A 21,774-nucleotide genomic window follows, 5' to 3' on the forward strand; every position below is an offset into this window, starting at 1 on the left:
CGGCCGGGATGATCCGGTAGGCGGGCGATGATAACGCGCTGCGGGCGGATCGGCCCTGCGGGTTCGCGTAGGATGCAGGCTCCTTCCCGTTCCCGTCGCCGCATCATGCAGACTGCCGTGTCCCGTCCCGCCAGCATCCTGCATGTGGTCGACTCCCTCGAGGTCGGCGGGCTCGAGCGCGTGGTGACCGATCTCGCCATCGCGCAGCAGGCCGCGGGCAGCCGCGTGACGGTCTTCAGCATCGCGGACAGCGCGGGGTTCGTACCGGTGCTGGAAGCGGCGGGCATCCCGGTGCTGATGGGCGGCAAGTCCGGCACGCTGGACCGCAAGGTGCTGGCGCGGCTGCGCCAGGCGGCGCTGGGCCAGCGGGTGCAGGTGGTGCATGCGCACAACTTCGTGCCCAACTACTACGCCGCCCTCGCGTTGCTGGGCACGTGGCGCCGTCCCGTGCTGGTGGGCACCTGCCACGACATGGGCATGCGGCTGGGCAATGCGCGCCTGCGCCGCCTGTACCGGCTGTCGCTGCTGCGGACGCAGCGGGTGGCCATGGTGGGGCGGCAGGTGCATGAGCGCTTCGTCGGCGAAGGCTACGTGCGTGCCGAAGACGCCGAGACCCTGCTCAACGGCATTCCGCTGGCGCCATTCGCGGGATCGCCGCAGCGGCGCGAAGAAGCGCGACGCCGGCTCGGGCTGGCCGCAACGGACCTGGTCATCGGCCATGTGGGGCGACTGGTCGAACTGAAGAACCAGAAGGCGCTGATCGACTGCATGCCGGCACTGGCGTCCGAGTTTCCGCAACTGCGCCTGGTGCTGGTGGGCGAGGGGCCGACGCGCGACGCGCTGCAGGCGCAGGCGGCTTCGCTGGGCGTCTCGGACCGGGTGATGCTGGCGGGCGCCCGCCATGACATATCCGATCTGCTGCCGGCCTTCGACGTCTTCGCGCTGCCCTCGTTCACCGAGGGCCTGTCCATCGCGCTGCTCGAAGCCTGCGCCAGCGGGCTGGCCATCGTCGCCACGGCGGTGGGCGGTAATCCCGAGGTGATCCAGGACGGCGTGTCCGGACGCCTGGTGCCGGTCGGCGATGACACCGCGCTCCATGCCGCCCTGCGCGAACTGCTGGCATCCCCCGACCTGCGCGCGCAGCGCGGCGCGTCCGCGCACGCCTGGGTGGCGGCGCATGCCTCCATCGAGGCGTTGCGTGACGCTTACGCGGGCTTCTATGCGCGCGCCCTCGGCACGCGGACGTGAGCCGTCAGCCTTTGCCATGCAGGTAATGGAACGTGCGTTCCAGGCCTGCCTGCGTGCTCACCCGCGGTGACCAGCCGATCTGCTTGAGCGCGGTGTTGGCGTAGCGCAGCGGGCGGTACATCGAGCGGACCACGTAGGGCGTGAACACGGCCGGAAGCTGTCCCTTGGAGCGCCGGTGGTACCAGACCAGCATGCGCGACCCCTGCAGCAGCATCGGATACGGCACGGGAATCGTCCGCAGCTTGCGCACGAGCCTGCGGTATTGGCCCAGGTAGTGGCGACACGAAGGCAGGTCATCATCGACCACGTTGAAGACACTTCCGGAGGGCGCCTTGAGCGCTGCGACCGCGACCGCGTCGGCACAGTTCTCCACGTAGGTCAGCGGCAGCGTGGCACCGCCCCCCAGACTGAAGAAGAAGCCGAGCGCACCGATGCCGACACGCGGCGACAGCGCGCCGCCGCCCTCGCCATAGATGACGCCGGGCCGCAGCACGACCGTCTCGAAGCCGAAGCGCGCGCGATACTCGTCCAGCAACTGCTCCTGGCGTACTTTCGCGTAACCGTACGGGCCCTTTTCCACACCCACGCTTTCCAGTGGAACCGACTCGTCGTGGACCGCATTGCGGCCCAGCCCGTCGGTCCGGTACACGGCGAACGAGCTGATCTGCACGACGCGTCGTACGCCGGCCGCACCTGCGGCTTCGAGGAGGTTGCGCGTGGCGACCACGCTGTTGGCGAACATGTCGGCGGCCGCGCCGCGCATGCCGGCCGCGGCATGGACCAGGCAGTCGACGTCGGCGACGAGCGACGCCAGGCCGTCGCGCGCCAGCAGGTTGGCGCCTGCCCATTCGATGCGCGCCTGCGGGAATGCCGCGCGCAGTTCTTCGACGAGACCTTCGGGCGGACGCTGGCGCACGTGCAGGCGCAGGTCGTCCACGCCCTGCTGCAGCAGGCTGCGGGCGATCCGCTGCCCCAGGAATCCACCTGCGCCGGTGACCAGGACCTTCATGGTTGCTCTCCGATGTCCGCGACGATGGCATCGATCATCCGGCACACCCGCAGGATGTGCGCGTGCGGGATGGGATCGACGCCACGGTCGTCGTTGACCGCGTCGTAGAAGCGTGTCAGCAGGACGCGCATGGGCTGGAAGTAGTGGAACTCATGACGGCCGAAACGGCCCAGGTTGCGCATGCCGTTGCGCGCGAAGCGCGCCGACTGCACCCAGGCGGGAAACAGGCGGCCGATGGCGCTGGGCTGGTTCTGGCGCGCGCTGTGGACCAGCGTGCGTGCGGCATAGTCCAGTTCCACGCTGTCGCGCGCGCCGACCACCTTGAGCGAATGCGCCACCGGACGGCCGTGCGCGCTGATCAGGCCATTGGCGGTGACCTTGCCGTCGTGGATGAGGAAGCGCAGTTCGTCGGGCATCGCATCGACCATGGCGTTGCCGGTGGCGGCGCGGCGCCGGAAAGCGCAGGTGCGCACGGCGAAATCGTCGCCGATGTGCGGGACGATCTTCGCCAGCACGTGGTCCAGGACGTTGTGGAACAGCTTGCCGGGCAACCGGTGCACCCAGTGGCCCGGGTCGCCCATCACCGCCAGACCATAGTCGCCGGACAGGTTGTAGCCGTAGTGGGTATCCAGGTGGACGACATCGCCGAGCCGGCCGGCATCCAGCATCTCGGCGAGTTCGAGGCCCGGGGTCTCGAAGTTGTAGAGGTAGTTGACGCTGACGCGTCGCCCGTTCGCGCGCGCGCATTCCAGGATCGCGGCGGCCTCGTCGGCGGTCAGCGCGAACGGCTTCTCCATGAAGACATGGCAGCCCGCTTCCATCGCCTGCCGGGCGATCGGCAGGTGGGAGTCGGGCGGCGTCGCCACGTGCACCACGTCCAGGCGTTCGTTCGCGAGCATCGTCGCCAGGTCGGTGTAGCGGCCGGGAATGCGCATCCGCTCGGCCAGTTGTTCGACCATCAGGGGCTCGCGATCGCACACCGCGACCACGTCGCCGCGCCCGGTGGCGCGGATCTGCTCGACGTGGCCATCGGCGATCTTGCCGCAGCCGACGATTCCGATTCTCAGCACAGCGTGTGTCCTCGTGAAAACAGGGGTGGTCAGCGCCGGGTGCGCTTCCACGAACCGCGGTAGTTGCCGCTCGCATAGCGCCACGACGCCAGCAGGAACGCCAGGTTGAGGGCGAACAGGAACGTGGGGATGCGGAGCAGGGAGGGCAGCCGCACGCCGCCCAGGCTGGCGGCGTACAGCAGGGCGGCGCCCGCGTAGGCGACGATCTGCAGCGATGCCAGCAGCAGCCACAGGCGCGACTGCGACGCCAGGATCAGGCTGGCGAACAGCGCCACGATCATCAGGTGCGGCGCGATCCAGCGCAGCACCTTGTGCGAGAAATACGCGAAACGGGTGGCGACCGAGGTGCAGAACAGGTACTCGGGATGGCGGAACAGGGCCTGGAAGTTGCCGATCCCGATGCGCACGCGGCGGTGGAATTCCTCGCTGATCGCGTCGGGCGTGTCCTCCTCGGCCCAGGCCGCGGGCTCGTACACCAGCCGCTGGCCGGCGGCCGCCACGCTCATCGCCACGCAGAAGTCGTCGCAGATGGTGTCGGTGGCGAGCGGGATCCAGAACTCGCGACGGATGGCATAGATCGCGCCGTTGGCGCCAAGCAGGCCGCCGATGCGTGCCTCGAAGAACTTGAGCACCTGTTCGACACGCCAGTACAGGCTGTCCTGGTTGTCGCCATTGGAGCCGAGCAGGCGCAGCTCGCCGCTGACGGCGCCGACATCGGGGGTGCGGAAGTGGGCGACCAGCCGACGCACCGCATCCTTCGCGAACAGCGTGTTGGCGTCGGAGAACAGCAGGATCGGTTCGTGCGTACGCGCGACCAGGTCGTTCAGCACGCTGGCCTTGCCACGGTTCTCGGTGAAGACGTGCGCGTGCACGGTGGCCTGCCCGAAGCTGGCGAGGATCTCCCCGGTGCGGTCGTGGCTGCCGTCCGAACCCACGTAGATGTGCAGGAGTTCGCGCGGGTAGTCCAGCGCCAGCAGGTTGTCTATCCGCGAGCGGATGTGGCGCTCTTCGTTGTAGGCGGAAATGACCACCGCCACCGCCGGCAGCACGCCGCCACCGGGGTTGCGTCGTTCGCGCTTGCCCAGCACGTAGCGGACGTCGCGCAGGCCCTGCGCCAGGCCGCCGACGGCGACCAGCAGCAGCGGATAGAGCGCGTACGAGTAGATCACGGCGCCCAGGCAGCACGCCGCGAGCAGGATCAGGGCGGTTTCCAGCATCAGATCACCTGCGCCGTCCTGGGCGCGTACGCGGGGCGCGGAATCAGATAGTCGCGATGCTGCCCCGGATCGCCGGCCAGGCCGGCCTCGGCCGCCTTGACGATGTTGTAGGCCTCGCGTGCGCTGACGTAGTGCAGCTTCCACTCGCGACCGTCGTTGTAGCGCGACTCCAGGTGACTGAAGGCGCGGTCCATGGCGGGGCCGAGCAGCGTGTCCATGTCGCGTTCCTGCGTGCCGTGCGTATGCACCTTGACGAAGATCCATTCCGGCCGGCCTTCGACGTGGATGCCGGTGCGGATCCACGCATCGATGCGCTCGGGCGTCGGCGGCGAACTGGTGCGGACGTCGGCATTCTCGATGCGCGGCAGGATGCCGAACTTGCGGCTGTCCCAGCGCAGGCCCAGCGGACCCTGGATCAGCAGCATGTCGCCGCTGCCGTCGCCGCCGACGCGCGCGCGACGGCCCCGGTCGTGCGATTTCGGCTGGTCCGCGACATCGGTGGCGTAATAGATGCTGTTGATGGTGCGGGTCTGGCAGGGATCGGGGGCGGCCGGCAGGGTGAAGTCGGCGTAGCAGCCCTCTTCGCGCAGCACGATCAGCTCGTTGTCCACGCCGCACATCTCGCCACTGGGATGGCTGTTGTCCAGCGACCAGTTGCCATGGATGAAGCCCCAGCGCGGCTGGCCGGTGACCGCGTCCACCGGCAGCGCGTCGTGGTCGCGCACCAGCAGCGAGGTGAAGCGCTGCAGCTTCTCGCGCAGGCCGGCCTCGGTGTCGTCGTGGTGGTGCAGATGGACGTCGATCTCGCCCAGTTCCATCCGGCACAGCTCCACCAGCGCGTCCATGTGTTCGCGGCGGTACTCCTCTTCCGGATAGAAGAACGAGTGCACGGGCGGACGGCCGTCGGCATCGCGGTGCGCCGCGCACAGCCGCGGGTACTCGCTGCGCCAGCGCGCCACGCGTGCCACTTCGGTCTCGTAGTCGGCGGCGGCCCACATAGGCTCGTAGTGGTCCACAAAGCAGAACATCACGTGCTTGGTCGTGCCCGCAGGTGGGCGCGCGATCGCCCAGTCGCGGCGCAGGTAGCTCCACAACCAGCCGAGGATGTTGCGTTTCCATACCAGCCGCAGGACGGCGGCCGCACACAGCACGAGCAGGGCGACGATGATGAAGGCGACGATTTTCATGGGGAGGAGGCAGGCCGGGAAGCGGGTACGCGGGCATCCCGCGTGGACGGGGGGGAGGAAGAGGGCAGAGTGCGGACGATCATTGGACCATGCGCTCCAGCACGATGATGCCGTAGATGGCGGTGACACTGGCGAACAGCAGGATCGTCGTGCGCATGACCCACGAGGGCAGGGGCGGCCACGGCGTGCCGGCCTCGGTCAGCGGGTGCGCCTTGCGGGCGCAGTACGCCGCGCTCGCGCAGATCGCCAACAGCAGGAACAGGTTCGGCGTATAGGTACGCGAGAGGAACCATGCGCAGGCCAGGAAGCCGATGAAGGACGACAGCAATATCGCCGCCAGCTTGCGGTCGCGCGAGCCGGCCGGCGCCAGATCGGCGACCTGGCGCAGACCCTCGTAGGCCAGCACCAGCATCGCCAGCCAGAGGAAATAGCCGGGCAGGCCCAGTTCGGCGAAACAGAGGGCGAACGAGTTGTGGGCAGTCAGATGGTGGTGGTTGGTGAAGTTGCCGTAGCCCACGCCGAACACCGGGTTGCTGCGCATCATCTGCAGGGCTTCGTACCACGCCTCCACGCGCTCGTTGGCCGACTGCTCCTGGGTGGAGAAGCCGCGGTCGCCGCCGAAACTCAATGCGGTGGCGCCGACGCCCATCACGCCCAGCAGCATCACGGTGCGGAACGTGCCCAGCATGCGGCGGATGCCGAAGAAGAACAGGGCCGCGATGCCGACCAGGGCCCCGCGCGAGTGGGTCAGCAGGATCGTGTAGAGCATCACCGCCGTCGGTGCCAGCACCACCACCAGGTTGCGCATGAAGCTGCGCTTGCGGTAAGCGCCCCACAGCATCGGCAGCACCATCACGATGGCCTGGGCCAGGTCGTTCGGGTCCGCCAGGAAGCCCAGGTGGCGCACGCGCCACAGGAACACGCCGGTGGTGTCCTCGGCCGGGATCGGCAGTTCCTGCACCGACAGCAGGTCGGCCGGATCGTTGCCGGTTCCCTGGCGCAGCACCAGCTGGTCCATCATGAAGCCCGTGTGGAACGCCGAGATGGACGTCAGGCAGACGATCGTCATGCACACCACCAGCGTCGTGCAGGCGATCTGCACGCGCTGCGTGGTGGTCAGGTTGAGCACCGTCAGCACGAACAGCATCGCGGCGGTACTGAAATGGTATACCGCCAGTGCCGCGCCACCGGCCCAGCCGGCGGCGATCTGCGACAGTCCGATGACCACCATGAGGCAGGCCAGCAGGACGAAGTTGACCGGGCGCGTGGCGACCCGGCCGGCGCGGAACGCATCGAACAGCGCGAAGCCCAGCGCCAGGAACCACAGCACCAGCATCGGTCGCAACGAGGCCAGATCGGGCGCGAACATCTCCACCGGGCGCAGGAACGTCATCGCCACGTAGAGGATGTACAGGAAAAAACCCATGGTGCTCGACGCTCCGACGCTGCCGCCGAGCGGCCCCTGGCTCTAGCAACGTAACAAGTGTCCCGGAGAGGCCATTGGCACCGTCGCGCCGCAGCCGCGAGCGGTGCGTGGCCGTCGTACGGCGGGCCATCCGCATGGCCGGATGCAGGCGTGTCTGACGTGATGCAAGGCATCATCCTCCGGAATTCCGTCCCATGCCGCAAGACAGTCCGATGCCATTGAAGCGCGTGCTGTACCACCATCGCACGCAGGGCAAGGCAGTGGAAGGCGTGCACATCCGCGGTGTATCCGATGCATTGCGTGCCGAGGGCGTGGCGGTGGACATCATCTCGGTGCCGGGTGCCGATCCCTATGCGAGTCCGAAGGCCATGTCGCCGACCAGCTCGTCCAAGAGCTGGATGCGTGCGCTGACGCGCCTGCCCGAGCCGCTGTTCGAACTGGCCGAGATCGCCTACAACCTGGTCGCCGGCTGGCGCGTGCTGGCCTACCTGCGCCGGAATGCCGACGTCGACTTCATCTACGAGCGCTATTCGCTTTTCATGATCTCCACGGTGCTGCTCGGACGGATGCGCGGGCTGCCGGTCATCCTCGAGGTCAACGATTCGGCGGCGGTGCACCGGGTGCGTCCGCTGTTCTTCCATCGCGTGGCGATGGCGATGGAGCGCTACACGTTCCGCAAGGCGACCGGGCTGGTGTTCGTATCCGCGGCATTCCGCAACCGCATCCAGGAGGCGCATGGCACGCTGGCACCGGCGATCGTCACCCACAACGCGGCCAACATCGACAAGTTCAGTTTCACCGAACAGCAGCGCAGCGATGCCCGCGCGCAGTGGGGTCTGGAAGGGCATGTGGTCTGCGGCTACCTGGGCGCGTTCGTGCCCTGGCACGCGATCGACAAGTTCGTCTACGCGATCGCCGACCGCCTGGAGCAGGCGCCGCACCTGAAGCTCCTGCTGGTCGGCGACGGCGCCACCTATCCGGAGGTCAAGGAGTTCGTGGAGAAGCGTGGGCTGGCCGACCGCGTGATCCTGACCGGACGCGTGCCCCACGATGCGGTCCCCGGCCTGCTGGCCGCGATGGACATGGCCATCCTGCCCAGCGCGGGCGACTACACCTCGCCGGTCAAGCTGTTCGAGTTCATGGCCTGCGCCGTGCCGCCGATCGCGCCGGACTTCGAGCCGATCCGTGAGGTGCTCGTGGAAGGCAGCACCGGCTGGATGTTCCGCGCCGAAGATACCGAGGCGGCCGTGCAGGCGGTCCTGCAACGCAGTACCGATGCGGACGAGCTGCGCCGCATCGGCCAGGCGGCACGTGCCTACGTGGCGGCCGAGCGGCAGTGGCGGCACAACGTGCTGCAGCTGTCGGACTTCTACACCGGCCTGAGCCAGCCGGCTTCCGCGGCCGCATGATCGACTTCCTGGCGGATCTTCGCTCCAAGCAGGCGCTGTACGGACAGTACGGGGACCGTTGCTCGCTGTTGCGTGCGGTGTTCACCGACGGCACCTCGGCCAATGCGCTCTATCGCCTGCAGGCGATGCTGGCGCGCGCAGGACTGGCGCCGCTGGCGCTGTTGCCGCACTGTGTCAACAAGGTGCTCAACGGCTGCGTGATCGGTGTGCGTGCGCAGTTCGGACCAGGCTTCGTGCTGATCCATCCGGTGGGCGTGGTGATCAATTCCGCGGTGAAGGGTGGCCGCGACGTGCGCATCGAGAGCGGCGTGGTGATCGGCGACAACCGCGGCGGCGTGCCGGTGCTCGCCGATGGTGTGTTCATCGGTTCCGGCGCCAAGGTCATCGGCGGCGTGCAGGTGGGCGAGGGGGCACGCATCGGCGCCAACGCCGTGGTGCTGCATGACGTGCCGGCGGGCGCGACGGCCGTCGGCATTCCCGCACGGGTGCTGCCTGCGAGGCCGGCGGCCGGCAGCGACGTCTAGGCCGCCGCGCCGCCCGGACTAGCGGCGTCGCGCCGCCAGCGCCTGTTCGCACACATCCAGTGTCTCGCGCGCCACGTCGTCCCAGGTGCGACGCATCGAGGCCGCGATGGCGGGATGGTCCCAGGGATGGGACAGCGCCTGCGACAGAGCCTGCGCCAGGACGCTTTCGTCGCGGGGCGGGATGAGGAGGCCGTTGCGTTCGTCGATGATCTCGCGGGTGCCGCCGACATCGGTGGCGACGACGGGTACGCCGCACGCCAGCGCTTCGACGACGACGTTGGGATAGCCTTCCGACCAGCTCGGCAGGGTGAGCAGGTCCGACGCGCAGATCCACTCGGCGACCTGCTGGGGCTCCATGCCCCCCGGCATGACCACGCGCTGCTGCAGACCGGCGGTCTGCACCATGTGGTCGAGCTCCTCGCGCATCACGCCCTCGCCGACCAGCGCGAGCTGCAGCGAGGGATCGGAGCCCGACAGCGCGGCGAAGGCGGCCAGCAGTTCGCGCAGGCCCTTCGATTCGACCAGGCGACCGACATAGACCATCAGTTTCGCGTCGGCGGAAACGCCCAGCTTCTGGCGCATCGCCTGGCGGTCGCGCGGATGGAACACGCCGGTATTGAAGCCGTTGACGACGGTATGCACGCGCGCGGCCGGTGCGCCGAAGTCGGCGATCGCGGTACGGCGCATCGCCTCGCTGACGGTCACCAGGGCATCGACGCCGGCCACGGTGCGGCGGGTGAACGCCGCGTTGGCGCCGGCGCGGACATGGATGTCCGAGCCCAGCGCACCGGCGACGCACGGCACATCCAGACGGCGTGCGCACTGCCACGCCGCGTAGGCATCCGGATAGATCCAGTAGCCGATCACCACGTCGGGCGCGAATGCGCGCACGCGCGGCGTCAATGCCCGTCCGGCCACGTAACCATTGGTGACGCGCGAAAGTCCGACCACGGCCGGGTAGGTGAAGGTTTCCACATCGATGCCGTCGGCCGAGTAGTCGGCGCCGGCCGTGCCGGTGAGGAAGTTGCGCGGGGTCAGGCCGGGAATGGCCAGATAGCGGGGCTGCTGGAAGAACACGCGCACCTTGGCCAGCTGCGACAGCGCGCGCGCCGTTTCGTGGATGTAGCGCCCGCGCGTGCGATCCTGCGGAATAGGCAGCATCGGGGTGACGACGGCGATTTTCAGCATGGCCCCTCCAGGGCGCGTGCGGATCGCCTCAACGGCGGTAGGTCAGGCGCAGGAACACCTGGTTCTCGTTGTAGGTCGGCGTGGTGCCGGTGGCCGACTCGCGCTCCAGGCGGCGCACGTCCGCGCGCCAGTTCCAGTGGCGCGACAGGTCGTGCGACACGTACAGGCCGTACATCTTGGTGGTATCGCGCTCGTCGCTGTCGATGTAGTGGCGGCGGGTGGCGTTGAGCAGGGTGCCGAACGTCAGCAGGGGACGTGCGCGATAGCCCACGTCCAGGAAGCCGCCACGTTCGTCGCGATCCTCGGTGTAGACCGACAGGGTGCTTTCATAGCGGAAGCGGCCGGTGAACGCGCTGGCGGTGGCGATCAGGCGTGCGCTCTCGTGCACGTACGAGGCCTCCAGGCGGCGCTCGCGGTACACATCGGGGCTGACCATCGCGCCGCCGATGGCGACCCGGCCGGGTTCTTCTTCCTCGATCCCGCCCGCGCCTTCGGCGAGGTACGTCGCGGCGTCGGAGTACTCCCACGCGCCGGCCACGCGGACACGGTTGTTGGGAGTGATGGTCCAGTACAGCGAGGTGCGCACGAACGGCGCCGATGCCTCGTGTCCGCGCGTGAAGTCCAGCCACGCGTAACCGGCGATGACATTGAGGTTGAGGTCGGTCAGCCGGTGGGTATAGCCCACGAAGGCCGAGCGCCGCTTGTAGTCCTCGGCCAGGTTGTCGTAATCGAAGTCGACGTCCTGCACTTCCACGCCGGCGGAGAACTGCTGGGTCGTGCTGCGCTCCCATTCGGCGCGGAACGCCGCCGAGACACGCGAGGAGTCGAAGTCGCGGCTGTTCTCCGCATACGAATCGACATAGCGCAGGTCGGTGCGGCCGCGCAGGGTCGGCGCCAGGTTGAAGCGCAGCGTGGGACCGGTGGTGAACACGTTGGTGCGCTGCATGTTGCCGGGGGTATCGGCGGCACGCAGGTTGACCGGCTCCATGCCCAGGTGGTCGGACACCACCCAGTTGAGCCGTTCCGGCACGATCGTCCAGTCGACGTCGGCATCCAGGTTGGTGCGCAGCTCGTTGGCGAATTCGCCGCCCAGGTAGTTGTAGTACTCGAGTCCGCCGGCGATGTCGGCGCGCAGCACCGAGCCGGTTTCGCTCAGCGAGAAGTTGACGCTGGGGATCAGCACGTTCTCGCTGATCGGGTCGGTCTGGCTGAGGTTGATGTTGTCGCTGTACTGGTAGCCCATGCCCAGGTCGTAGTCCAGGCGCCAGGCGGCCTTGGCCGCCGGCGGCGTGCAGGCCGCCACCAGGGCGAGGCTCAGGAGGGTTCTGCGCATGGGTGCCACCTCTACGGGATCAGGGCAGTTCGTTGAAGACGAGGCCGGCCAGCTTGTCGCTGTGGAAGTTGCTCACGGCCTTGGTGATGCGCTCGGGCGTGTCCCTGCCGCTGCCGACCACCAGCACGACGAAATCCACCAGCTCGGACAGGATGCGCGCGTCCGGCGAGGCGGTGACCGCAGGCGCATCGATGAAGATGTGCCGTTGCGCGTCTTCCTCGCGCAGCCGGCCGATCATGTCGCGCATCCGGCCCGAGGAGAAATACTCGGCGCTGATGTGGGTCAGGCGACCGGCCGGGATCAGCTCCAGGTCCGGAATGCCGGTCGGGTAGATGACCGGATCGGCGGCCGGCATCTGCTGGTCGAGGTACTCGATCAGTCCGCCGCCGGAGGCGTCCACGCGCAGGTTGACGTGCTGCGAGGGGTCGCGCAGGTTGCAGTCCACCAGCAACGCCGACTTGCTGGCGTGGAAGGCGAACGCCGCGGCCAGGTTGCAGGCCACGAAGCTGCCGCCCGAGCCGGGGCTGATGGGCGCGATCATGGTGATGAAGTTGTCGTTGCCACCCAGCGACAGCAGCCGCGTGCGCAGTTCGCGGAACACGTCCACGTGCCGGTGCGCGGCGCCGTCGTGGTGGATCAGGCGGCGCTCTTCCAGCGGCTTGATCTGCTGGGCGCGCGGCTCGACGATGCGCGCGATCGAGGTGTTGCCGGGCTGCTGCGCCTGGTTGGCCGGGCGATGATCGTTGTTTTCCATGTTCATGCTTGCCTGACCGCCATATACCAGTACACGAGGACGTAGCAGACCAGGACGCCGGTGACCAGCATCGAGGCCATGGCGAACCGGACGCGCGTGCGGCGCTTCTCGCGCGCGGTCTCGTACGCGGGGACCGACACCAGCAGGGGCAGGCCGGTGTTGAGCGACTCCAGCGTCTTGGCCGAGCGGATGCGCGGGTCCAGGGTGACCAGCGCGAACAGCAGTCCCAGCGGCGCCAGTACGCCCAGGCCGAGGCCGGCGGCGGCGAAATGCAGCATGCGCAGGCCCGAGGGGCGCACCGGCAGCATCGCCGGATCCTGGATGCGGAAGGTCAGGCCGCGCTGTTCTTCATCCAGCACCATCGATACGCGCGCATTCTCGCGACGGCGCAGCAGGTCCTGGTAAAGGTCGCGGTTGACCTCGTAGTCGCGGGTCAGTTCGGCCAGCATGCCTTCGGAGGTGGCGATGCGACGGCTGCGGTTGAGCTCGTCGTTCAGCATGGACTCGCTGGCGGCCATGCGCGAGCGCGTGGCCGCCAGTTCGCGGCGGGCGGTCGCCAGCTGGGTCCGCAGTTCCTGGTACAGCGGATTGATCTGCGCGTCGTCGCTCAGCGCCAGGCTGTTGCCCGACGGGCCCTGTTGCGTGCGGCGTGCTTCCTCGCTGGCCAGCTGCTGCTGCAGATCCTGCATCTGCAGGCGCACGCGGACCACGTCCGGATGCTTGTCGGTGAAGTTGAGGAGCAGCTGGTTGTACTGGTTCTGCAGGTCGATCAGCTGTGCGCGATACATGCTGGAGCGCGACTGCACGGCCGACACCTCGGACTCGCCGGACAGCTGGGACACGAGCGCGCTTTCGCGCGACTGCTGTTCCATCATGCTCAGGCGGGCCTGTTCGACCTGCGCGCGCAGCGCGTTGATGCGGGCGGTCGAGTCGGCCACGCTGCCGGGCTGGGCATCGATGTTGGCCGAGCGGTAGTCCATCAGGCCCTTCTCGGAACCGGTCAGCTTGGCGTGGTAGTCGCGCACCTGCTTGTCGATGAACTCGAAGGCCTCGCGGCTCTCGCGTTCCTTGGCGGCACGGTTCTGGGCGATGAACAGCTCGGCGAACTGCTGGGTCACTTCCAGCGTGCGGCGCGGGTCGGAGTCGTGGTAGTTGATCTGGATCAGTTCCGGCCGCGGCGCGTTGACCGTGGTGCGGCTCTTGATCTGCTCCATGATCCGGTCCTGCTCGATGGCGGACGGCTTGTCGGCCAGCCAGCCGCCCTTCTCCAGGATCATGGACATCACCTTGCGGCTGAAGATCACCTGGCGCGCCAGGCCGGCGCGGTCGGTGACTTCGGTCGCCACGGCGCGGCCTTCCAGCAGCGGCTGGATGATGTCGCTGCCCTGCGCCAGGATGGTGGTGGAGGCGGCGTACTTGCGTGGCACCGCCAGGCCCACCGCCAGCGCGGCGAGGGCGATGAACGCGAATACCAGGGCCATGGCCACGCCGTAGCGGCGCATTTCGCGCAGCAGGACGGGTACCAGCTGGGCGATATCGTGGGTTTTTTCAGTCATTGGAAGGAAATTCGGTGGCGGCCGGGGTGCGCGCGGCAGTCATCAGAACGCGCGCTCGGGGACGATGACGACATCGCCCGGCTGCACATCGAAATTGCTGGCCAGATCGCCCTTCTGCAGGATGCGGTCCAGGCGGATCGCGTAGGTGGCGCTGCTGTCGGCGTTCTTGCGGTGCAGGGACGTCTTGTCCGGGGAGGCGAACTCGTTGATGCCGCCGGCCGCCAGCACCGCGTCCAGCACCGTCATGCCGGGGCGGAACGGGATGGAGATCGGCTGCCGCACGGCGCCGGTTACGCGGACGCGCGAGAGGTACTCGTGGCTGCGCAGTTCGGTCAGGATCACGGCCACTTGCGGGTCGCGCACATAGGTCGCCAGTTTGGCCTGGATGTCGGCGGCGACTTCGCCGGGCGTATGTCCGCCGGCCGCCACGTCGCCCACCAGCGGGACCGAGATCATGCCGTCCGGACGCACCGGCACGGTGATGCCCAGTTCGGGATTGCGCCACACGGACACCTGGACGATGTCGTCCACGCCGATGCGGTAGTTGTCCACCGCGATCGTTTTCTGGTCGGGCGGCGCGGTCCTGCTGGCGGACGAACCCGTCGAGCAGGCGGACAGGACGAAGGCGCAGGCGAGGGCGGCGAGGCCGGCGAAGAGTCGGTTCATGGTGATCCCCTGTTGGTGCGGATTGCCTGGAATAACGCAGACAATGCCGCAATCCGGCCAGCACCGGCCCCGGCGGGAACGCCTCAGGTGGCGTAGTAGGCGCGGTACCAGTCCACGAAACGGCGGATGCCGGTCCCGATGGGCGTCGACGGCGAGTAGCCGGTATCCCGGCGCAGGGCCTCGACGTCGGCTTCGGTGTCGGGGACGTCGCCGGGCTGCATCGGCAACAGGCGTTTTTCCGCCTTGCGGCCCAGGCAGTCCTCGAGCACCTCGATGTAGCGCAGCAACTGCACCGGCTGGTGGTTGCCGATGTTGTAGACGCGATACGGCGCGCTCGACGAACCGGGGTTCGGTCGCAGCGGGTCATAGGCGGGATCGGCGCCGGGAACGGTATCCAGCGTGCGGATGACGCCTTCGACGATATCGTCGATGTAGGTGAAGTCGCGCGTGTGGTGGCCGTGGTTGAACACGTCGATCGGCGTGCCGGCCAGGATGTTGCGGGTGAACAGGAACAGCGCCATGTCCGGGCGCCCCCAGGGACCGTACACCGTGAAGAAGCGCAACCCGGTGGTCGGCAGCGCGAACAGATGGCTGTACGTGTGCGCCATCAGTTCGTTGGCCTTCTTGGTGGCGGCGTACAGGCTGACCGGGTGGTCGACGCTGTCTTCCACCGCGAACGGCAGCTTGCGGTTCGCGCCGTACACCGAGCTCGACGAGGCGTACACCAGGTGTTCGATGCCCCGGTGGCGGCAGGCCTCCAGGATGTTGGTGAAGCCGACGATGTTGCTGTCGATGTAGGCGTGCGGGTTCTCCAGCGAATAGCGCACGCCGGCCTGGGCGGCCAGGTTGACCACGCGCTGCGGGCGGAAGTCGTCGAAGGCGGCCTCCAGGGCCGCGCGGTCCTCCAGCGCGCCGCGCACGAAGCGGAACCCGCGCTGCGGCAGCAGGCGAGCGAGGCGTGCGTCCTTCAGGCTGGGGTCGTAGTAGTCGTTGAGGTTGTCGTATCCCAGCACTTCGTCGCCCCGTTCGAGCAGGCGATGGCTGAGATGCGAACCGATGAAGCCGGCGGCGCCGGTGACCAGAACACGCATCGGAGGGTCTCGTGCGGGAAGGAGCGGTTACAGGCAGTCGTCGACGGCGTCGCGCGGCAACGCGCGCTTCACGTCGAAAATCACCGCACCGGGCTTGCCGAGCGCACGGACACCGTGGGCGCCCCGTTCGACGAACTCCCGGTGCGCGACCGCAAGTACCACCGCATCGTACTGGCCTGCGTCCGGCTCTGCCACCAGCTCAAGCCCGTATTCGTGGCGGGCCTCGTCCGCATTCACCCATGGGTCATGCACGTCGACGCGCGCGTTGTAGCTGCGCAGTCCGGACACGATGTCGATGACGCGCGTGTTGCGCACGTCCGGGCAGTTCTCCTTGAAGGCCAGTCCCAGCACCAGCACGCGCGCGCCGGCGATGGGCAGGTTGCGCTGGGCCATCAGCCGGGTGACGCGCTGGGAAACATGGCTGCCCATGCCGTCGTTGATGCGCCGCCCGGCCAGGATCACCTCGGGGTGGTAGCCGATCTGCTGCGCCTTGTGGGTCAAGTAGTAGGGGTCCACGCCGATGCAGTGGCCGCCGACCAGGCCGGGGCGGAACGGCAGGAAGTTCCACTTGGTCCCGGCGGCCTCCAGCACTTCGTGGGTATCGATGCCCAGTCGATGGAAGATCAGCGCCAGTTCGTTGACCAGCGCGATGTTGACGTCGCGCTGGGTGTTCTCGATGACCTTGGCGGCCTCGGCCACGCGGATGCTGCTGGCCTTGTGCGTGCCGGCGGTGATGATGCTGCCGTACAGGGCGTCGACGAAGTCGGCCACCTCGGCGGTGGAGCCGGAGGTGACCTTGACGATGGTCTCCAGCCGGTGCTGCTTGTCGCCGGGATTGATGCGTTCGGGGCTGTAGCCGGCGTAGAAGTCGTGGTTGAAGCGCAGCCCGGATTCGTGCTCGATGATCGGGACGCAGGTTTCCTCGGTGGCGCCCGGATAGACGGTCGATTCGTAGATGGCGACCGCGCCCCGGCCGATGGCACGGCCGACGGTGCGGCTGGCCGACTCCAGCGGATGCAGGTCCGGGCGCTTGTAATCGTCGATCGGTGTGGGAACGGTGACGATGAACACGTTGCATCCCGCCAGGGCGGCCGGGTCGTCGCTGAAATCCAGGCGCGGCGCCGCGCGCAGGTCCTCGGCGCTCATCTCCAGCGTATGGTCGTGATGGTTGCGCAGGCCCGCCACGCGCCGGGCATCGATGTCGAAGCCGAGCGTGGGGAACGTGCGGCCGAACGCGACCGCCAGTGGCAGCCCGACGTATCCCAGGCCGATCACGGCGATCCTGACCTGGTCGAGAGTGGGCAATGGCGCATTCATCGGTGGGGCGTTCCCTGTGCACTGCGATCGGAGGGAGAGTCTATAGGTGGCGCGGCCGCGAGTCGCGGAGGCACCGCCGCGCGGTGGGCGGCCGAACGCACGTGGCCGGGCAAGGGATGGCCTGATCGCCGCGTCGTTCTCGTAACTCCATCATGACTGCCCGCCGTGGAAGGCGGGTGACCAGCGACCGGGGAGTCGACATGCGGATCCTGTTGTGCGGTGGCGCCGGCTACATCGGTGCACATGCTTATGTGGTGCTCGTCGAGCGGGGCCACGATGTCGTGGTGGCCGACAATTTCAGCAACAGCTCGCCGGGCGTACTGGCCAGGCTGCAGCAGATCACCGGACAGCCGGTGCCTTTCCAGCCACTGGACCTGCGCGATCGGGACGCGGTGACCGGCTTCTTCGCGCGGCAGCACTTCGACGCCGTGGTCCATTTCGCGGCGCTCAAGTCGGTGGGCGAGTCGTGCGAGCGTCCGCTGGACTATTTCCACAACAACATCAGCGGCACGCTCAACCTGCTGCACGGCATGCAGGCGGCGGGCGTGAAGCGCCTTGTGTTCAGCTCCTCCGCCACGGTCTACGGCGACCCCGCGAGCGTGCCCGTGCGCGAAGACGCCCACCTGCAGGTCACCAACCCCTACGGCCGCACCAAGCTGGTGATGGAAGAGCTGATCGGCGACCTCTGCCGCAGCGACCCCGGGTTCCACGCGGCCAACCTGCGCTACTTCAATCCTGTGGGCGCGCATGCGTCCGGGCTCATCGGCGAGGATCCGAGCGGCATTCCCAACAACCTGATGCCCTACATCTGCCAGGTGGCGGTCGGGCGACGCGGGCACCTGAGCGTGTTCGGCGGCGATTGGCCGACGCCGGACGGCACCGGCGTGCGCGATTACATCCACGTGATGGACCTGGCGCGGGCGCATGCCGATGCGCTGGATTTCCTGCTGCGCGAGCGCCGCAGCCTGACGGTCAACCTGGGCACCGGGCAGGGCATCAGCGTGCTGCAACTGGTCAAGGCGTTCGCCGGCGCCGCGGAGCGGGAGATTCCCTATCAGATCGTCGATCGCCGCGCGGGGGATGTGGCCGAGGTCTACGCCGACCCGTCGCTGGCCAACGACGTGCTGGGATGGCGCGCCGAACTGGGGGTCGACGCGATGTGCCGCGATGCCTGGCGCTGGCAATCGCAGAATCCGCAGGGCTACCCGGCCGCGTGAGCGGGCCTCGAACGTGATCGGGTTGGCATAAGCGTCCGTTGCGACACCACGTCGCGGGCTGGCGGCCGGTGGGGGATTGGCTGAAAATCGGCTGACCTCACATCGCCTGGATCCGCGTGCCTTCCGACGCTGTGCGCAACATGGCGGAACAGAACCGCTCACGCTATGGCCTGCGCATGTACCGGATGCGCGCGCTGGGGCTGGGGCTCGGGTTCCTGTGCGTCGGCGCGGTGCTGTACGAACATTCCGCCTCGCCGGCGCTGTGGGCGCTGCTGGTCGCCAACGGCTTCCTGTGGCCGCACCTGGCCTACCTGCGGGTGAAGGCGCAGCGCAGCGAGCCCCTGCGGGCGGAATTCCAGAACCTGACCTTCGATGCGGCCATGGGCGGCTTCTGGATCGCCGCCATGCACTTCGATGCGTTGCCCAGCGTGCTGCTGGCGGTGATGCTGACGATGGACAAGGTCATCATCGGCGGTGGTCGCTTCGGGGTACGCACGCTGGCGGCGATGGCGCTGACCTGTCTTGCCGCAAGCGCCGCCTGGGGCTTCGCGTTCGAGCCCTATACCAGCTATCCCGTGGTGCTGGCCTGCCTGCCGTTCCTGGCCATCTATCCGATGGCCATCGGCATCGCCACCCATGCGTTGGCACGCAAGGCCCGGCAGCAGAAGGACCTGCTGGAGCGGATGGCGCGGTTCGACGCGGCCACCGGCCTGATGAACCGGCAGCAGTGGCTGCACGCGGCGACCACCGAGCTCGGTCGCTTCCAGCGCGCCGGGCGCACCGCGGTGCTGGTGCTGATCGACATCGACCGCTTCAAGGACATCAACGACGGCTACGGCCACACCACCGGCGACGAGGTCGTCGAGGAGTTCGCCCGCCTGCTGAAGGCCTGCCTGCGCGACGTCGATACCGGGGGGCGCTACGGCGGCGACGAGTTCGGCGTCGTGATGCCCGACACGCGCTGGGAAGAGGCCATCGTCGCGGCGGAGGCTGCGGCGACAGGTCGCCGCCTGCCCGTTCTCGGCGCGCGGCCTGCGTTGCACGGTGAGCATCGGGCTGGCCGAATCCCACGCCGGCATCGCGACGGTCTCGGACTGGATCAACAGCGCCGACAGTGCGCTGTACCGGGCGAAGGCGCAGGGACGCGACTGCATCGTCGTCGGCTGCTGAGGCCTGGTCAGGCGAGCAGCGCGTCGATCACGGCCTGCGGTTGCTTCATCCAGGCGAAATGGTCGGCGCGTGCGCCCAGGCGGGCATGGTCCAGCACGGTGACGTGCGCCGGTGCATCCGGCAGCTTCGCCATCAGCGCGCGCAGCGAGCTTTCCGGCGCCAGCCAGTCGTCGTCGAACAACACGCCGCGCAGCGGTACGCGCACCCGCCGCATGCCGGCTTCCAGGTCCACCGGCCAGCCCGCCGCGCGATAGCGGCCGCTGAGTCCGACACGGGCCCAGTCGCGGATCAGGCCGCGCGCTTCGTCGCCACCGAATCCCAGGCGCCGGCCCGGCAAAGCGCCGCAGGCACGCGCCAGCCAGGGAGCGAACTGGTAGAAGAACGGCAACGCGTAACCCCGCGGTGCCGGAAACGTGCGCCAGTAAGGCGTGCCGCTGCCGACGAGCCAGAGCGCGGCAAAGTCATCCGGCACCTGGCCGCCATGGCAGGCCGCCAACTGTCCGCCCAGGCTGTGTCCACCGATGCGATGCGGCATGCCCGGCAGCCGGTTGCGTAGCGCCTGGTGGCTGAGTGGCAGGTCCGTGCCGAGAAGCTCGCGATAGCCCCAGTCGGTGCGTCGGCCGGCCCGCAGTGAACTGCTGCCGTTGCCGCGCCATTCGTGCACGAACACCGCCACGCCCTTCGCCGCAAGTGCGTCCGCGAACGGCAGGTAGTGGCGCGCGGCAACGCCGAGGGCGGGAACCCATAGCAGCGCAGACGACGCGTCGGCCGGAATGCGGGCGATCAGGGTGTAGGCGTGGCCATCCTGCGACTGCAGGGGGATCTCTTCGTGGAGGAAGGGCTGATCGATGGCGTTCATGCGAGGGGTGCCGCGCCGATGTGGTCCAGCACGACGATGTCGCTGCGCCCCGGTCGGTAGCCGCCGCGCAGCGCAGCGTGCACATAGTCGGACGCCGCCAGGCAGGCCTCCTTCATCGCCATGCCCTGCGCACGACGCGCGGCGATGGCGGAGGCCAGCGTGCATCCTGTGCCATGGGCTTCGAGCGACAGGCGCGGGTGCGATGTTGCCGTCAGGCCATCCGCATCGACATAGAGATCCACCACGTCACCGTCATCGGGCAGGTGACCCCCCTTGAGGAATACCGCGCGTGCGCCCAGCGCCAGCAGGTCGTTCGCCGCCGCGCGCATCGCCTGCGCGTCAGGGATGGCGCGGCCCAGCAGCAGTTCGGCCTCGGGCAGATTGGGCGTCACCACATCCGCGAGCGGCAGCAGTTGCGTTCGTAACGCATGCAATGCGCTGTCTTCGAGCAGCTTGGCGCCGCTGGTGGCGACCATCACGGGATCGACCACGATGGTCTTCGGTGCATGGGCGCGCAACGCATTCGCCACGACACCGATCACCTCGGCGGTGGCCAGCATGCCCAGCTTCACCGCGCGGATGTCGAAGTCCTCGAAACACGCATCGAGTTGCGCGCGCAGGAACTCCATCGTCGGCACGTTCACGGCGGTCACCCCGCGGGTGTGCTGCGCGGTCAGCGCAGCGATCGCCGAGAGGCCGTGAACCCGATGCGCGGCGAAGGTCTTGAGGTCGGCCTGAATGCCGGCGCCGCCACCGGAATCGGAGCCGGCGATGGTGAGGGCGGAAACCACGGAAGGAGCTGTCATGCGTGGATTGTGCCATCCGTACGCGGGCGTGTGGCGCGAGGGGTCAGGCAGCGGGTGGCTTCGTCCGCTGCCACTGGCGGTACAGCACGTAGCCGACGCCGGTGCCGCCGGTCAGCAGGGCAGGGGCCAGCAATGCGTCGTACGCGAAGTGGCGGTACAGCCATGCACCGAGCACGCCGCCGCCGAGGAAGCCGCTGATGATGAGGCCGCTCAGTGTCAGGCGGCGCAGCTGCAGTGGCATGCCGCGCAACAGGTGGCCCAGCCCGATGCCTAGGTCGGTGAACATGCCGCTCAGGTGCGTGGTGCGGACGGCGGCACCGCTGTAGGTGGTGACCATGGCGTTCTGCAGGCCGCAGGCCACTGCGGCGAGCAGGGCGCCCCAGATCTGCTCCTGTTTGAACAACGGGATGGCCACCAGCAGCAGGGCGGCTTCCAGCGCCAGCACCACGCCGTACCGGCGCCCGAGCCTGAGCGTCTGTTCCTGAATGATCAGGCCGCTCAGCATCGCGCCCAGGCAGAAGGCGATCAGCACGCCCCACAGGTGCAACACGGCGCGCAGGTCGCCGTGCGCGATCGCCGCGCCCAGCAGGCTGGTGGTGCCGGTCAGGTGGCTGACCGCCTGGTGCTCGAAGCCCAGGTAGCCGATGACGTTGACCATCCCGGCCACGCAGGCGAGCGTCACCGCACCGATCCAGACCCAGCGGGGGAGGTGGAGGCCCATGCGGTG

At 68.4% G+C, this 21,774-nt stretch carries 19 protein-coding genes and 1 pseudogene; 5 read left to right on the forward strand and 15 right to left on the reverse strand.

Translation table 11 applies throughout. The features are described 5' to 3' along the window. Positions 1-117: 117 nt before the first annotated feature. On the forward strand, positions 118-1,248 hold the full coding sequence (locus tag ACSQ1W_RS04165) for a glycosyltransferase (protein WP_436041765.1): 1,131 nt from the start codon (positions 118-120) through the stop codon (positions 1,246-1,248). A gap of 4 nt (positions 1,249-1,252) precedes the next feature. Here ACSQ1W_RS04165 and ACSQ1W_RS04170 read toward each other — a convergent pair whose 3' ends face one another. The 5 genes from ACSQ1W_RS04170 to ACSQ1W_RS04190 all read right to left on the reverse strand — a co-directional run bounded on the left by ACSQ1W_RS04170 (position 1,253) and on the right by ACSQ1W_RS04190 (position 7,157). Continuing rightward, positions 1,253-2,257, reverse strand: a complete 1,005-nt coding sequence (locus ACSQ1W_RS04170) for an NAD-dependent epimerase/dehydratase family protein (protein ID WP_436041766.1) — start codon at positions 2,255-2,257, stop codon at positions 1,253-1,255. Further along, complete coding sequence (locus ACSQ1W_RS04175) at positions 2,254-3,327, reverse strand: Gfo/Idh/MocA family protein (protein ID WP_436041767.1); 1,074 nt, start codon at positions 3,325-3,327, stop codon at positions 2,254-2,256. Before ACSQ1W_RS04175 ends, ACSQ1W_RS04170 begins: the two co-directional genes overlap by 4 nt. A gap of 29 nt (positions 3,328-3,356) precedes the next feature. Then, on the reverse strand, positions 3,357-4,544 hold the full coding sequence (locus ACSQ1W_RS04180) for a glycosyltransferase family 2 protein (protein ID WP_436041768.1): 1,188 nt from the start codon (positions 4,542-4,544) through the stop codon (positions 3,357-3,359). Further along, positions 4,544-5,731: a hypothetical protein gene (locus ACSQ1W_RS04185; protein WP_436041769.1), complete on the reverse strand. Its 1,188-nt coding sequence runs from the start codon at positions 5,729-5,731 to the stop codon at positions 4,544-4,546. Before ACSQ1W_RS04185 ends, ACSQ1W_RS04180 begins: the two co-directional genes overlap by 1 nt. 79 nt (positions 5,732-5,810) lie before the next feature. Next, on the reverse strand, positions 5,811-7,157 hold the full coding sequence (locus ACSQ1W_RS04190; protein WP_436041770.1) for an O-antigen ligase family protein: 1,347 nt from the start codon (positions 7,155-7,157) through the stop codon (positions 5,811-5,813). A gap of 194 nt (positions 7,158-7,351) precedes the next feature. Between ACSQ1W_RS04190 and ACSQ1W_RS04195 the strand changes: the two genes are divergently transcribed. Continuing rightward, on the forward strand, positions 7,352-8,566 hold the full coding sequence (locus tag ACSQ1W_RS04195) for a glycosyltransferase family 4 protein (RefSeq protein ID WP_192269286.1): 1,215 nt from the start codon (positions 7,352-7,354) through the stop codon (positions 8,564-8,566). Beyond that, positions 8,563-9,090, forward strand: a complete 528-nt coding sequence (locus ACSQ1W_RS04200) for a serine O-acetyltransferase (protein ID WP_436041771.1) — start codon at positions 8,563-8,565, stop codon at positions 9,088-9,090. Before ACSQ1W_RS04195 ends, ACSQ1W_RS04200 begins: the two co-directional genes overlap by 4 nt. A gap of 18 nt (positions 9,091-9,108) precedes the next feature. Here the strand turns inward: ACSQ1W_RS04200 and ACSQ1W_RS04205 are convergent, their stop codons facing one another. The 7 genes from ACSQ1W_RS04205 to ACSQ1W_RS04235 all read right to left on the reverse strand — a co-directional run bounded on the left by ACSQ1W_RS04205 (position 9,109) and on the right by ACSQ1W_RS04235 (position 16,995). After that, positions 9,109-10,278, reverse strand: coding sequence for a glycosyltransferase (locus tag ACSQ1W_RS04205; RefSeq protein WP_436041772.1), 1,170 nt, complete (start codon positions 10,276-10,278; stop codon positions 9,109-9,111). Between the two features lie 28 nt (positions 10,279-10,306). Continuing rightward, positions 10,307-11,611 (reverse strand): hypothetical protein, encoded by a 1,305-nt coding sequence (locus tag ACSQ1W_RS04210; RefSeq protein ID WP_436041773.1) that lies wholly within the window; start codon positions 11,609-11,611, stop codon positions 10,307-10,309. 19 nt (positions 11,612-11,630) lie between these two features. Next, complete coding sequence (locus ACSQ1W_RS04215) at positions 11,631-12,365, reverse strand: CpsD/CapB family tyrosine-protein kinase (protein WP_192269273.1); 735 nt, start codon at positions 12,363-12,365, stop codon at positions 11,631-11,633. A 2-nt stretch (positions 12,366-12,367) separates the two neighbouring features. Next, positions 12,368-13,921: an XrtA system polysaccharide chain length determinant gene (locus ACSQ1W_RS04220; protein WP_192269267.1), complete on the reverse strand. Its 1,554-nt coding sequence runs from the start codon at positions 13,919-13,921 to the stop codon at positions 12,368-12,370. A 42-nt stretch (positions 13,922-13,963) separates the two neighbouring features. Next, positions 13,964-14,587 carry an XrtA/PEP-CTERM system exopolysaccharide export protein gene (locus ACSQ1W_RS04225; RefSeq protein WP_436041774.1) on the reverse strand — a complete coding sequence of 208 codons (624 nt, stop codon included), beginning with the start codon at positions 14,585-14,587 and terminating at the stop codon, positions 13,964-13,966. Positions 14,588-14,670: 83 nt separating this feature from the next. Then, entirely contained in the window at positions 14,671-15,678 is a 1,008-nt protein-coding gene (locus tag ACSQ1W_RS04230; RefSeq protein WP_436041775.1) for an NAD-dependent epimerase, read from the reverse strand. 27 nt (positions 15,679-15,705) lie between these two features. Next, a complete protein-coding gene (locus ACSQ1W_RS04235) occupies positions 15,706-16,995 on the reverse strand; it encodes a nucleotide sugar dehydrogenase (protein ID WP_305077268.1) in 1,290 nt (429 codons plus the stop codon). A 200-nt stretch (positions 16,996-17,195) separates the two neighbouring features. Here ACSQ1W_RS04235 and galE point away from each other — a divergent pair, with 200 nt between their 5' ends. After that, positions 17,196-18,212 carry a UDP-glucose 4-epimerase GalE gene (gene galE / locus ACSQ1W_RS04240; RefSeq protein WP_436041776.1) on the forward strand — a complete coding sequence of 339 codons (1,017 nt, stop codon included), beginning with the start codon at positions 17,196-17,198 and terminating at the stop codon, positions 18,210-18,212. Between the two features lie 185 nt (positions 18,213-18,397). After that, positions 18,398-19,198 (forward strand): annotated as a pseudogene (locus ACSQ1W_RS04245) (diguanylate cyclase); the annotation flags it as partial. Positions 19,199-19,389: 191 nt separating this feature from the next. Here ACSQ1W_RS04245 and ACSQ1W_RS04250 read toward each other — a convergent pair. Genes ACSQ1W_RS04250 through ACSQ1W_RS04260 form a run of 3 tightly spaced genes read right to left on the reverse strand, consistent with a single transcriptional unit; the run spans position 19,390 to position 21,768 of the window. Continuing rightward, on the reverse strand, positions 19,390-20,241 hold the full coding sequence (locus ACSQ1W_RS04250; protein ID WP_436041777.1) for an alpha/beta hydrolase family protein: 852 nt from the start codon (positions 20,239-20,241) through the stop codon (positions 19,390-19,392). Further along, positions 20,238-21,047 carry a bifunctional hydroxymethylpyrimidine kinase/phosphomethylpyrimidine kinase gene (gene thiD, locus ACSQ1W_RS04255; protein WP_436041778.1) on the reverse strand — a complete coding sequence of 270 codons (810 nt, stop codon included), beginning with the start codon at positions 21,045-21,047 and terminating at the stop codon, positions 20,238-20,240. The genes ACSQ1W_RS04250 and thiD overlap by 4 nt, the downstream gene beginning before the upstream one ends. A gap of 43 nt (positions 21,048-21,090) precedes the next feature. Next, entirely contained in the window at positions 21,091-21,768 is a 678-nt protein-coding gene (locus ACSQ1W_RS04260) for a YoaK family protein (RefSeq protein WP_436041779.1), read from the reverse strand. Between the last annotated feature and the right edge of the window lie 6 nt (positions 21,769-21,774).

Origin of the sequence: Pseudoxanthomonas sp. LjRoot143, from assembly GCF_964252945.1 — a bacterium.
Classification (GTDB): Bacteria; Pseudomonadota; Gammaproteobacteria; order Xanthomonadales; family Xanthomonadaceae; genus Pseudoxanthomonas_A.